This window comes from Lactococcus sp. AK05, from assembly GCF_041026685.1.
Classification (GTDB): Bacteria; Bacillota; Bacilli; order Lactobacillales; family Streptococcaceae; genus Lactococcus; species Lactococcus lactis.
On the sequence record NZ_JBFTEI010000001.1, the window covers coordinates 725,249 to 738,515 of the forward strand.

Genomic DNA, 13,267 nt, shown 5'->3' on the forward strand with positions numbered 1-13,267 from the left:
TATTAGCCTTCTAATAACTTTTTTGATAAAATAATTTTTCAAATACTTTCAAAAATGTAAGAAAAAAAGGTAAAATTTTAGATATAATAATTAAAGAAATTAGTTTAGGAGGAAAAGCAGATATTGAATAAAGTAAACATGACCGAAGGACTGTCAAATGCAGAAGTCGAAGAACAAAAAAGACTTGGAAATTTGAATATCATGACGGTTAAAGTTGGGAATTCAAATAAAGATATTATCATTAAAAATTCAATGACCTTATTTAATTTACTCAATCTAGTACTTGCGGTTGTGTTATTTATCATTGGTTCTTATAAAAATATGCTGTTTATTTTCTCAATTATTTCTAATACCTCAATTGGCATCTATCAAGAAATTAAAGCCAAAAGAATTATTGAAAAACTTTCTTTTCTAAAACAAGATAAAGTCGAAGTGATAAGAGCAGGTGAACAAGTAAGTATTGAAAAAGAAGAGCTTGTTTTAAATGATATTATTTGTCTGAAAAAAGGGGTTCAGGTTCCGGTGGATGCGATATGTTTGGAAGAAGGACTAGATGTTGATGAATCCATGATTACCGGAGAATCTGATTTTATCGAAAAACATGTTGGTGATTTCATCTATTCAGGTAGTCTTGTCATGCAAGGTGCTTCAAAAGCACAAGTTCAGGCAGTCGGGAATCATACATTTATCAGTAAACTCACAAAAGAAGCTTCAGTTTTAAAAAAATCAAAATCAAAAATTCAACAACAAATTGATAAAATTTTAAAAATTATCGCAATAGGAATTATTCCTATTTCAATTCTTGTTTTGCTGAACCAGTTCGTCTTTTCGTCATTAAACTTGTCAGTGATTCCTCAAAGAAAGATGGCGATTGTTGGAACAGCAACAACGATTACAAGTTTAATTCCTGAAGGATTAGTCTTGCTTACATCAGTTGCTTTGGCCTTAGGTGTCATTAAACTTTCACAAATGGATGTTTTGACTCAAGAATTATCAGCAATTGAAACATTGGCTAGAGTTGACGTTTTATGTTTAGATAAAACGGGAACAATTACCGAAGGACAAATGAATGTTGAAAATGTTCTATACTATAATGATAAAGCTGAAACAAATGATATCATTTCATATATTATCTCCTTAGATAAAGAACAAAATTCCTCAATGGAGGCTTTGACAAAATATTTTACTAGTGGTCAACAAAATACCTTTGAATTAGTTTCATATCAACCTTTTAGCTCAGAAACTAAATATCAATCTGTAGAAATTAAAAATAAAGGAAATTATATTTTAGGAGCTTTTGATTTAGTAGCAAAAGATATCACTCCTAAACAACAAGCTGATATTGAGGAAGCCTTGGAAAAAGGTTATAGAATTCTCGCTCTCTCTCATAATGTTTTGGGAGAAAAAAGCCAACTTCTTTGTCTTATTTTCTTAAAAGATAGACCTAAAAAAGAAGCTAAAAAAATATTAGAATACTTTGAAAAACAAGGGACTCAGATTAAAATTATTTCGGGTGACCATCCAAAAACGGTCTCACTTATTGCAAAAGAGGTCGGTTTAGAAGCGGATTATATTGGTCTATCAGAACTTCCTGAAAGTGAAAAAGAACTACAGGAAGTGGTAGAAGAAAAGATAATATTCGGTCGCATAACTCCAGAAAGAAAACGGGATATCATTGCTGCTTTACAGGCAAATGGTCATACTGTGGGAATGATTGGAGATGGAATTAATGATATTCTCGCCCTTAAAAAATCAGATTGTCCAATTGCCTTAGGAAGCGGTAATGAAGCTACAAAGTCAGTTGCTCAATTTATTCTATTGAAAAATGATTTCTCTGTTCTTCCAAATATTCTCAAAGAGGGAAGAAAAGTAATTAATAATATTACACGTGTTGCTAGTATGAATCTTCTAAGAGTGATATACATCTTTACCTTAACAGTTCTATTGTTAATTACACGTCATCTCTTCCCATTAGAATCAATAAATTTAATGATGATGGGTATCTTTACCGTCGGAATTCCTAGTGCTTTACTTGTGCTAGAAAAAGATGAAAAAAGAAATGAAGATGATATTCTCCAAAAAATTAGAGACAACGCTCTACCTACGGGGATAATTATTGGGATTGCTATATTTGTAATGTTCAGCTTGGCCTATAAATTCCCAATCTATACGACATTTACCGATGGACACTTTGTGACTCATTATAAGGAGTTTATCAGTGATGTAACTTTGGTTATTGGTAGTGTTCAACTCTTTTCACTCTATCTCTTATGCCGTCCCTTAAGCCGCTTTAGAGCTATTGTTATTGTCGGAATGACAGCACTCTTTTATGGAACTTACTTTATTTCACCAGTAACTAAATTTTTAGGAATTGCACCTTTCAAAAGTTTCAGATTTGTTATACCAACAATTATCTGTATCTTAATGATTCTTATGGTTAGAGCTTTATTCTCTAAAAATATAAAGAGAAAAACAAAGAAAATTGCGATACTTCTTGTAGGTTTAGCCTTAATCAGTGGATTTTCATTTACCAAATTAAGACAGTATAATGCAAAAGCAGCGATTGAAAGACCTCAATATAAGAAGATATTAGTCGATAATTGGGAAAGATCTCAGGTTAATAAAGAAAATGTAAACGAGAGATAAGCATAAAAAAAAGACACCATCCTTTTTGGCGGTGTTTTTTTTTATTCCGATGAATGGGCTACTATTTTTCGCCAATTGCTTTTATAAATCGTGTGGCAATCTCAAAAGGTCTGGTTATTGCTCCCCCGATAACCATGGCATCAACACCAATATCATAAACGCGTTTGGCTTGTTCTGGACTATGAATTCTTCCCTCTGCAATGACTGGAATCTTCTCCTCAACTAGTTTTTCAAGTAAGGCAAAATCAGGTTCATCTTGTTTTGGACTTTCATCTGTATAACCACTAAGCGTTGTACCAACAAAATCTACCCCAGCTTCATATGCATTTTTACATTCTTCAAAGGTTGAACAATCTGCCATCAAAAGTTGGTTTGGATATTTTTCTTTGATTGATTTGATAAATTCATTAATAGTTAGGCCATCATAACGTTCTCTAGAGGTACAATCCAAGGCGATGACTTCACAAGAAGTGGCTACTAACTCATCTATTTCTTTCATGGTAGCAGTAATAAAAGGTTTTTGTGGTGGATAATCTCTTTTAATAATACCAATTATTGGTAAATCAACTATTTTTTGAATTTCTTTAATATCTCTTACAGAATTTGCCCTAATTCCAACGGCTCCCGCTTGTGCAGCTGCTTTAGCCATCAAAGGCATGATACCACCTTTTTCAGAATATAAAGCTTCACCAGGTAAAGCCTGACAGGATACAATAATTCCATTTTTTACTTTGTCTAAAAATACTTCTTTTTTCACTGTTTATTCATCCTCCAATTTAAGATATAATGGAGAAATTCTCCAATAACTAATATAGCATGCGCTTACATTTTTGTCAACTTTTTCTAATTCATTTTAAAAAATATAAAAAAATAGTAAAATAAAGAAAAAGCTAACTACATTTACCAAAGGGATATTATGAAAATCGAACAAGTCATTGAAGAAAAATATAAAACTCTTACCAAATCTGAGAAAAAAATTGCTAACTACGTATTAGTGTCACCTAATCATATTATTTATGGAACGATGAATGATATTAAAAGTGAGATTCATGTAGGAGATGCGACAATTATCAGATTCTGTCAAAAATTAGGTTTTTCAGGATTCTCAGATTTAAAAATTGAGATAGCAAAAGAAGACTATTCTCAAAAAGAATCTCAGGCTAAAGATAGTGAGTTATTCTTTGACGAAAAAGAGAGAAAAATTGTCAACAGTCTAGAAACAACAAAAAGAAAATTGTCTATAGAACTATTGGAGAGGAGTTCTGCATTACTCTCAAATGCCTCAGCAATTTATATTTTTGGTGTTGGCTTAAGCGGAAATACGGCAAAAGATTTGGAGGCAATGTTCTTACGGATTGGTATTCAAGCTAAAGCAATTAGTGACACTCACTTTCAGGCCCAAACGGCCGCTATTCTAAAAAACACTGATTTGGTTATTGGAATTTCTTTATCAGGAAGGACTTTAGATTTATATGAATCGCTTAAAATCGCTAAAGAACATACAGCTAAAATCCTTTCAATAACCAGTAATTTAGTGTCGCCAATTGCTCAGCTTTCAGACATTGTGCTGCAAACAACAGCAGAAGAATTTTTTGATGGTGGTTCTTTATCTGGCAAAATATCACAGTTATACATTTGTGAACTCCTAGTAAGACATCACGAAAAGATTTTTGAAAATGAGGCTTTAAAAAGTCGTGAAGAAATTATCAGAGCGGTTATTAGTAAATCAATAGATTAATTATTTGGTGATTAGTAATTTTGCGTAAAAAAATTCAGTTTAATTTTTTACCTATCTACTGTTTAAATTTGATTTTCTTTTACCGTGATGAAGATATTAAAGAAATTAAAAAGTGGCTTAGGCTGGTTGAAAGTGGACTGAAGAAAGAAACTAAATGATTTTAAAGAGTAAAGATGGAAAATATATTTCATCTTATTTAAATTAATAAGCAAATGATAAATATTTAAGTTTTTGACGATCTTATGCTATGATATTTATTGAATAAAAAAGAATAAGGAGTATTGTTTCAATGGCGAAATCAAAAAAAGAAATTGAAAAAATAATTTTAGAACAAACTAATTTTGTTCCACGTAATGAAAAAGGACAAGAAATTTATATTTCACTGAAATCTAAAAAAAATGGCAAAAAAAATATGAAACATAATGAAAAATTTGCTAAAAGTGCAGAATTTGATAAATTAGTAAAACTTTTTGGAGAAAATAAAGTGAAACTCATTCATGCAAGTGCTCAACGTAGAATAGAGATTTTGCGTTAATGTAAATTCATAATAAAGACTACACTTTCTTTATTAGATAAATTAGAACTACTTACCTTGTGAGTGGCTTTTTTATTGTCGAAAAATATTTGACTACACTTTTAACAATATTTTAGGTGAAAGAATCCGGGAATTATGGAGTATATTTTTTCAAAAATTTAAATACTCTTCATTTATAGAACCCAAATGATAATATGTGTTATAATATGGACATGACAAATTTCAAGAAAAACGATATATTTGAAGCAGAAGTCCTTGACTTAACACATGAAGGACAAGGGGTTGTTAAAATCGACTCTTTCCCTTTCTTTGTGGATAATGCTTTACCTGGGGAACGTATCAAAATGCATGTGCTTAAGGTTGGGAAATCTTTTGGATTTGGGCGTGTGGATGAATTTATAAGTCAGAGTAAACATCGTGTTACTCAGCTTAACCTTGATTATTTGCGCACCGGAATCGCAGATTTTGGTCATCTATCTTATGATGAACAAGTGAAATTTAAACATAAGCAAGTAGTAGATATTTTGAGAAAAACAGCTGGTAAATCTGATTATCCAGTTTTACCAGTAGTTGAAGCAATTAAAACAATTAATTATCGAAATAAAGCACAAATTCCTGTCCAAATGATTGACGGGCTTTTAACTACAGGATTTTATCGAAAGAATTCTCATACTTTGATTCCTGTGGAAGATTTTTATATTCAACATCCTGAGATTGATGCTGTGGTTCTTTTTTTGCGCGATGAGTTTCGAAAGATTAATTTACAAGCTTATGACGAGAAAACGAGAAAAGGCTGGTTGCGATATATCGTTGTCCGTCGAGCATTCCACACGGGTGAAATGATGATTACTTTAGTCGTTACAAGTAAAAAACTTCCAGAAATGGTTGAACTTGTGATTGATCATTTGGTTGAACGTTTTACAAATATAAAATCTGTTCAATTAAATATTAATTCTGGAACAGGTTCATTTATTTTAGGAAAAGAATTTATTTTATTATACGGCAAAGATTTCATCACAGATTTGATGCTAGATAAAACTTATCAAATTTCAGCCCCTGCCTTTTATCAAGTTAATACACCTCAAGCTGAAAAACTTTATGAAACTGCCTATGACTTTGCGGGTCTAAAACCAGGTGATGTTGTTATTGATGCTTACTCTGGTATTGGAACGATTGGAATTAGTATGGCTGATAGAGTTGCAAAAGTCTATGGCATGGAAGTTGTTCCAGCAGCCGTTGAAAATGCTAAACGTAATGCTCAATTAAATGAACTTGAAAATACACATTATGAGGTTGGAACTGCTGAAAAAATCATGCCTAAATGGCTTTCAGAAGGAATAAATCCCGATGTCATTTTTGTTGATCCACCAAGAAAAGGGTTGGATGAAGGCTTTATTAAAGCAGCAGCAATGATGAATCCTCGACGTATTGTTTATATTTCTTGTAATCCAGCAACTTTTGCTCGTGATGTTGTTCGCTTTGAAGCTGAGGGCTATTTGTTGGATAAAGTTCAACCAGTTGACTTATTCCCACAAACGCATCATATTGAATTAGTTGCTAGTTTTAATAAAAGATAAAAGAGGATAATAAATCCTATTCATAGAAAGAAAATCATGATTCGCATAACACAAATCAAAATTTCAATTGATGAACCTGTCAGTAAGGTTAAAAGTCTCGTTTTGAAAAAACTAAGACTACAAGAATCTGACTTACTGGATTATCGAATTTACAAAGAATCAATTGATGCAAGACATAGAGGCGAAATTGATTTTATCTATACTGTTGATATTAAACTTAAAGATGAAGCAAGAATTCTGTCTAAAAAAATAAAAAATGTTTCTTTGGCACCTGAATTAGATTATGTCAATCCAGTTATAGGAAATAAAAAAATGCTTCATCGGCCTGTAGTCATTGGATTTGGTCCCGCAGGAATGTTTGCGGCTTTATTATTGGCTCAAAATGGTTATCGGCCAATTGTTCTTGAAAGAGGCCAAGCTGTTGACGAGCGTGTAAAATCAATTGATAAGTTTTGGCTTGAAGGAAAACTTAATCCAAAATCGAATGTTCAATTTGGTGAAGGTGGAGCAGGAACTTTTTCTGACGGTAAATTAACGAGTCGTGTTCGTGATTTGCGTGGTCGTAAGGTTTTGGAGGAATTTGTACAAGCTGGTGCCCCAGAAGATATTCTTTATAAGGCACATCCTCATGTCGGAACCGACTTACTTCGTGATATTGTTAAAAATATCCGAAAACAAATTATTGAGTTGGGCGGAGAAGTTCATTTTGATGCTCAAGTTGAAGAATTTTTAATTGAAGATGAAGAATTACAGTCTGTAAAACTTGCTGACGGAAATATTATTAAAACAAATCAGGCTATTTTAGCCATTGGTCATTCGGCACGTGATACTTTCTCAGAACTTTATGATAAAGGGGTAACGATTACAGCTAAACCCTTTGCTGTTGGAGTCAGAATTGAACATCCCCAATCTTTAATTAATAAAGCACAATATAAAGAATTTGCTGACCATCCGCGTCTTGGAGCAGCAGAATATCGCTTAACTTATAAGGCATCATCAGGCCGTGGGGTTTATACTTTCTGTATGTGTCCAGGAGGATTGGTTGTCCCAGCTGCATCAGAAGAAGGTGGCCTTGTGACTAATGGGATGTCTGAACATGCTAGAGACCAAAAAAATGCAAATTCTGGACTTTTAGTCCAAGTTTTTCCAGAAGATTTCCCGACTGACCATCCACTTGCTGGAGTAGAGTTCCAAAAGGAATTAGAACATAAAGCCTTTGAATTAGGTGGTTCTAATTATCAAGCACCAGCTCAACTTGTTGGAGATTTTCTTGATGGAAAAGCTTCTAAAGCAATGGGAACAGTTGAACCTAGTTATGCTTTGGGAGTGAAACCAACAAATCTTGAATCACTATTCCCAGACTATGTTACACAATCTATGCGTGAAGCAATTGTTGGATTAGATAAAAAAATGCATGGCTTTGCACTCTCTGATGCTGTAATGACAGGGGTTGAATCTCGTTCGTCTTCACCAGTCAGAATTAATCGTGATGAAGAAAATTATCAATCTGTTTCGACAAAAGGAATCTATCCTTCAGGTGAAGGGGCTGGTTTTGCTGGCGGAATTGTCTCAGCCGGTATTGACGGTTTGAAATGTGCTGAGAGCATGATTGCAGAATTCGCTAAACCTTTGATGGAGGACTAAAATGGTTCAAAAGACTCATGATTACGAAAGAGAATCTGAAGACTTTTATGACCATATTGCGAGTCGTTTTGATCATAGTTTTGATGGATTTTTGGCCAGCTTTTTCAAGAGATTTATTCGTAAACATTTAAAAATTGAAAAAAATTCAAGAATCTTAGATGTTGGTTGTGCTAATGGAAAGCTTTTGGCAATGTTAAATCAAAAAGAGAAAATTTTTGGAAGTGGCTTAGATATTTCGTCAGAAATGATAAAAATTGCTCAAGTTAAGCATCCTAATTTTACTTTTAAGCAAGGCTCTGCTCAAAAAGTTCCCTTTGAGGATGCTAATTTTGATTTGATTATTTGTTCAGCTAGTTTTCATCATTTTCCTTCACCTGAAGCTTTTTTAGCAGAAGCTAAACGACTACTGGCACCAGAGGGTAAATTGGTCATCGCTGAGATTCATATTCCATTTATTACAAAAGCCTATAATTGGCGACTTAATAAATTTTCAACAGAAGGAGATGTAAAAGTCTATCAGCCAAAAGAACTGACAAGAATTTTTAATCACAACGGTTGGAAAATTACTGACAAAAAGTTTTTTTTACAGATTCAATATTATGAACTAGAAAAAAATTACTGACAGAACACTAAATGACTTTGAACAATATCTGTCAGTAATTCTAAAAAAAGAATTAGGAAAAAAATATGGAACAAGAACAACACCGAGGTTTCAAAGCCTCTTGGTTTTTCAAGTGGTTTATTAATAATAAAGTAGTTGCAGCTTTAGCAATCGTCCTTCTCTTATTACTGAATATTCTCTTACTCAATAAAGTTGGATTTATTTTTAAACCTGTAGGAGAATTTATAACGGTTATCTCGCTGCCCGTTATTTTGGCAGCTGTCTTTTATTATCTTCTTAACCCAATTGTTGATTTTTTGGAAAAGAAAAGAGTCCCACGAGTTGTTACGATTATTGTTCTTTTCTTAATAATTGCAGCTTTGATTGCTTGGGGCTTAATTGTTGCTATTCCTAATATCATCAGTGGAGTAGATAATTTTGCTTCGTCAGTCCCTCACTATGTGAATACTGCTCAAAAAGAGATTAATGCTTTAGCAAAAAATCCACATTTTGAACAATTTCGACCACAAGTTGACCAGTTTGCTAAGTCAATTGGTAATCAATTGATTGATTGGTCAAAAGCTTTCTCTGTTAATGCTGTTACGACTCTTTCACATCTCATCAGTAAAACAACAAGTATCTTAATTTCATTAATTGTATTCCCATTTGTTCTTTTTTACTTATTGAGAGATGGTCAAAGATTAAATGGATTTGTCACTCATTTATTGCCAAATGATTGGCGTAAAGAAACTTCAAAAGTTTTGCACGAAATTAATAGTCAGCTTTCAAATTATGTCCGTGGCCAAGTTTTGGTCGCAATTGCGGTTGCTATCATGTTTATGATTGGTTTACCTATTATTGGTTTGCGTTATGCAGTTGCTTTAGCAATCACCGCTGGATTTTTGAATTTAGTTCCATTTTTAGGCTCATTTTTAGCTGCTATCCCAATGGTAATTGTTGGTTTAGCAATTGGTGGACCTTTGATGCTTGTAAAAGTAATCATTGTCCTTATTATTGAGCAAACACTTGAAGGAAGATTTATTTCTCCTTTAGTTCTTGGAAAACAAATGTCAATCCATCCAATTACAATATTATTTGTTTTACTGACAGCAGGTCAAATTCTGGGTGTCTGGGGAGTATTACTTGCTATTCCATTCTATGCAACTTTGAAAGTTATTATTGTCCATGTTTTCGAATGGTACCGTGAAATTTCAGTTCTTTATCGTGAAGAAACGGCTACAGAAGAAGCAAATGAGTAATTAATAGAATAAAAAATAAGGAGAAAAATGTCTTATTCAGAAGATACAATTGATTTCTTACATCAGGGAGATCTGATTGGAATGCAAAATTCACTTGCCAAAGCATTAAAAAATGATAATAGTGAAATGTTGGCTGACCTAGCCGAATATTTGCAAATGATGGGTTTCATTGATGAAAGTCAAAAAATTTATGATCAAATTATGTCAGAAGATCCGGAAACAACTGATTACCTGATTAACTTAGCAGAAATTGCAGAAGATAACGGTAATTTGGATGAAGCATTAAATTACCTTTATCAAATCCCGGTGAATGATGAAAATTATATTGCTGCTTTAGTCAAAATTGCTGACTTATACCAATTTGAAGGTGATTTTGAAACAGCAATTTCTAAGTTAGAAGAAGCAAGAGAATTATCGGATTCTCCTCTGATTACATTTGCTTTGGCTGAGTCCTACTTTGAACAAGGTGATTATTCAGCTGCCATTACCGAATATGCAAAACTTTCAGAACGCAAAATTTTACATGAAACAAAAATTTCTATTTATCAAAGAATTGGTGACTCTTATGCCCAATTAGGTAATTTTGAGAATGCCATATCATTTCTTGAAAAATCACTAGAATTTGATGAAAAACCGGAAACCTTGTATAAAATTGCTCTTATTTATGGAGAAACTCATAATGAAACAAGAGCCATTGCTAATTTCAAACGGTTAGAAAAAATGGATGTTGAATTTTTGAACTATGAATTAGCCTATGCCCAAACCCTAGAAGCTAATCAAGAATTTGAAGCTGCACTAGAAATGGCAAAGAAAGGGATGAAAAAAAATCCTAATGCCGTTCCTCTCTTACACTTCGCTTCAAAAATTAGTTTCAAACTAAAGGACAAAGCTGCAGCAGAACGTTATCTCATGGATGCTTTAAATTTACCAGAATTACATGACGAAACAGTCTTTTTGCTTGCTAATTTATACTTCAACGAAGAAGATTTTGAAGCTGTCATTAATCTTGAAGAGCTTTTAGAAGATGAACATTTATTAGCGAAATGGCTTTTTGCAGGAGCACATAAAGCTTTGGAAAATGATTCTGAAGCGGCTGGTTTGTATGAAGAACTCATTCAAACCAATCTGTCAGAGAATCCAGAGTTTTTAGAAGACTATATTGATTTTCTTAAAGAAATTGGTCAAATTTCTAAAACAGAACCAATTATTGAACAATATTTGGAACTTGTTCCGGATGATGAAAATATGAGAAATTTACTGACAGACTTAAAAAATAATTACTGACAAAGCTGTCAGTAATTATTTTTATTGTAAGCTAGAAAATTCACAAACTTGCGTCAAAATAATTGTAAAAGGTTCTATTATCTGATAAAATGATTGTGAAGTAATCCAAGAGATTATGAAATATGAATTAGAACAAATAGAGGTAAAATAAAAAATGTCTGAGAAACAATTTGGGGCGAACTTGGTTGTCGATAGTTTGATTAACCATAAAGTGAAGTATGTATTTGGGATTCCAGGAGCAAAAATTGACCGGGTTTTTGATTTATTAGAAAATGAAAAAGGCCCTCAAATGGTCGTGACTCGTCATGAGCAAGGAGCTGCTTTCATGGCTCAAGCTGTTGGTCGTTTAACTGGCGAACCTGGTGTAGTAGTTGTTACAAGTGGGCCTGGTGTATCAAACCTTGCGACTCCGCTTTTGACCGCGACATCGGAAGGTGATGCTATTTTGGCTATCGGTGGACAAGTTAAACGAAGTGACCGTCTTAAACGTGCACATCAATCAATGGATAATGCTGGAATGATGCAATCAGCAACAAAATATTCAGCAGAAGTTCTTGACCCTAATACACTTTCTGAATCAATTGCCAATGCTTATCGTATTGCAAAATCAGGACATCCAGGTGCAACTTTCTTATCAATCCCCCAAGATGTAACGGATGCCGAAGTATCAATCAAGGCTATTCAACCACTTTCAGACCCTAAAATGGGGAATGCCTCTATTGATGACATTAACTATTTAGCACAAGCAATTAAAAATGCTGTATTGCCAGTAATTTTGGTTGGAGCTGGTGCTTCAGACGCTAAAGTCGCTTCATCATTGCGTAATCTATTGACTCATGTTAATATTCCTGTCGTTGAAACATTCCAAGGTGCAGGGGTTATTTCACATGATTTAGAACATACTTTTTATGGACGTATCGGACTTTTCCGCAATCAACCAGGAGATATGCTTTTGAAGCGTTCTGACCTTGTTATTGCTGTTGGTTACGACCCAATTGAATATGAAGCTCGTAACTGGAATGCAGAAATTGATAGTCGAATTATCGTTATTGATAATGCCATTGCTGAAATTGATACTTACTACCAACCAGAACGTGAATTAATTGGTGATATCGCAGCAACATTGGATAATCTTTTACCAGCTGTTCGTGGGTACAAAATTCCAAAAGGAACAAAAGATTATCTCGATGGCCTTCATGAAGTTGCTGAGCAACACGAATTTGATACTGAAAATACTGAAGAAGGTAGAATGCACCCTCTTGATTTGGTCAGCACTTTCCAAGAAATTGTCAAAGATGATGAAACAGTAACCGTTGACGTAGGTTCACTCTACATTTGGATGGCACGTCATTTCAAATCATACGAACCACGTCATCTCCTCTTCTCAAACGGAATGCAAACACTCGGAGTTGCACTTCCTTGGGCAATTACAGCCGCATTGTTGCGCCCAGGTAAAAAAGTTTATTCACACTCTGGTGATGGAGGCTTCCTTTTCACAGGGCAAGAGTTGGAAACAGCTGTACGTTTGAATCTTCCAATCGTTCAAATTATCTGGAATGACGGCCATTATGATATGGTTAAATTCCAAGAAGAAATGAAATATGGTCGTTCAGCAGCCGTTGATTTTGGCTATGTTGATTACGTAAAATATGCTGAGGCAATGGGAGCAAAAGGTTACCGTGCACACAGCAAAGAAGAACTTGCTGAAATTCTTAAATCAATCCCAGATACTACTGGCCCAGTAGTAATTGACGTTCCTTTGGATTATTCTGATAACATTAAATTAGCAGAAAAATTATTGCCTGAAGAATTTTATTGATTACAATCAAGCAATTTGTGAAATAACAAAAATAAAAGAAGAAGCCCTTGAACATGTAAGCGTTCAGGGGCTTTTTTTGTGAAATAAATCAGATGAAATTGACAATGAGATTTGTGAAACTAGCTCCTAGTTTGTGAAAAATTGCTTACAATTGCCGAATAAAA

10 protein-coding genes are annotated in these 13,267 nt (G+C 33.7%); 9 read left to right on the forward strand and 1 reads right to left on the reverse strand.

The window, feature by feature from the left end; translation table 11 throughout:
• Positions 1–138: 138 nt before the first annotated feature.
• A complete protein-coding gene (locus AB6B24_RS03505; RefSeq protein WP_311843332.1) occupies positions 139–2,646 on the forward strand; it encodes an HAD-IC family P-type ATPase in 2,508 nt (835 codons plus the stop codon).
• 61 nt (positions 2,647–2,707) lie between these two features.
• On the opposite strand, the gene AB6B24_RS03510 is transcribed toward AB6B24_RS03505, so the two are convergent.
• On the reverse strand, positions 2,708–3,403 hold the full coding sequence (locus tag AB6B24_RS03510) for an N-acetylmannosamine-6-phosphate 2-epimerase (protein ID WP_039115419.1): 696 nt from the start codon (positions 3,401–3,403) through the stop codon (positions 2,708–2,710).
• Positions 3,404–3,562: 159 nt separating this feature from the next.
• On the opposite strand from AB6B24_RS03510, the gene AB6B24_RS03515 reads away from it, so the two are divergent.
• The 8 genes from AB6B24_RS03515 to alsS all read left to right on the forward strand — a co-directional run bounded on the left by AB6B24_RS03515 (position 3,563) and on the right by alsS (position 13,103).
• Positions 3,563–4,384: a MurR/RpiR family transcriptional regulator gene (locus AB6B24_RS03515; RefSeq protein WP_153241464.1), complete on the forward strand. Its 822-nt coding sequence runs from the start codon at positions 3,563–3,565 to the stop codon at positions 4,382–4,384.
• Positions 4,385–4,673: 289 nt separating this feature from the next.
• Entirely contained in the window at positions 4,674–4,919 is a 246-nt protein-coding gene (locus AB6B24_RS03520; protein WP_003130138.1) for a hypothetical protein, read from the forward strand.
• A 206-nt stretch (positions 4,920–5,125) separates the two neighbouring features.
• Positions 5,126–6,496, forward strand: a complete 1,371-nt coding sequence (gene rlmD / locus AB6B24_RS03525) for a 23S rRNA (uracil(1939)-C(5))-methyltransferase RlmD (RefSeq protein ID WP_311802631.1) — start codon at positions 5,126–5,128, stop codon at positions 6,494–6,496.
• Positions 6,497–6,532: 36 nt separating this feature from the next.
• Positions 6,533–8,140, forward strand: a complete 1,608-nt coding sequence (locus tag AB6B24_RS03530; protein WP_311802632.1) for an NAD(P)/FAD-dependent oxidoreductase — start codon at positions 6,533–6,535, stop codon at positions 8,138–8,140.
• 1 nt (position 8,141) lies between these two features.
• Entirely contained in the window at positions 8,142–8,762 is a 621-nt protein-coding gene (locus AB6B24_RS03535) for a class I SAM-dependent methyltransferase (protein WP_311802633.1), read from the forward strand.
• 65 nt (positions 8,763–8,827) lie between these two features.
• Entirely contained in the window at positions 8,828–10,000 is a 1,173-nt protein-coding gene (locus AB6B24_RS03540) for an AI-2E family transporter (RefSeq protein ID WP_311802634.1), read from the forward strand.
• A gap of 27 nt (positions 10,001–10,027) precedes the next feature.
• Positions 10,028–11,284, forward strand: coding sequence for a tetratricopeptide repeat protein (locus tag AB6B24_RS03545; RefSeq protein ID WP_311802636.1), 1,257 nt, complete (start codon positions 10,028–10,030; stop codon positions 11,282–11,284).
• 154 nt (positions 11,285–11,438) lie between these two features.
• Positions 11,439–13,103 (forward strand): acetolactate synthase AlsS, encoded by a 1,665-nt coding sequence (alsS, locus tag AB6B24_RS03550; RefSeq protein ID WP_311802637.1) that lies wholly within the window; start codon positions 11,439–11,441, stop codon positions 13,101–13,103.
• Positions 13,104–13,267: the final 164 nt, after the last annotated feature.

Excerpts from the sequence above, each read along its gene's own strand:
- AB6B24_RS03540 (WP_311802634.1), top strand. The coding sequence starts at position 8,828 with ATGGAACAAGAACAACACCGAGGTTTCAAAGCCTCTTGGTTTTTCAAG.
- AB6B24_RS03530 (WP_311802632.1), top strand. The coding sequence starts at position 6,533 with ATGATTCGCATAACACAAATCAAAATTTCAATTGATGAACCTGTCAGT.
- AB6B24_RS03535 (WP_311802633.1), top strand. The coding sequence starts at position 8,142 with ATGGTTCAAAAGACTCATGATTACGAAAGAGAATCTGAAGACTTTTAT.
- AB6B24_RS03520 (WP_003130138.1), top strand. The coding sequence starts at position 4,674 with ATGGCGAAATCAAAAAAAGAAATTGAAAAAATAATTTTAGAACAAACT.
- rlmD (WP_311802631.1), top strand. The coding sequence starts at position 5,126 with ATGGACATGACAAATTTCAAGAAAAACGATATATTTGAAGCAGAAGTC.
- AB6B24_RS03515 (WP_153241464.1), top strand. The coding sequence starts at position 3,563 with ATGAAAATCGAACAAGTCATTGAAGAAAAATATAAAACTCTTACCAAA.
- AB6B24_RS03505 (WP_311843332.1), top strand. The coding sequence starts at position 139 with ATGACCGAAGGACTGTCAAATGCAGAAGTCGAAGAACAAAAAAGACTT.
- AB6B24_RS03545 (WP_311802636.1), top strand. The coding sequence starts at position 10,028 with ATGTCTTATTCAGAAGATACAATTGATTTCTTACATCAGGGAGATCTG.
- alsS (WP_311802637.1), top strand. The coding sequence starts at position 11,439 with ATGTCTGAGAAACAATTTGGGGCGAACTTGGTTGTCGATAGTTTGATT.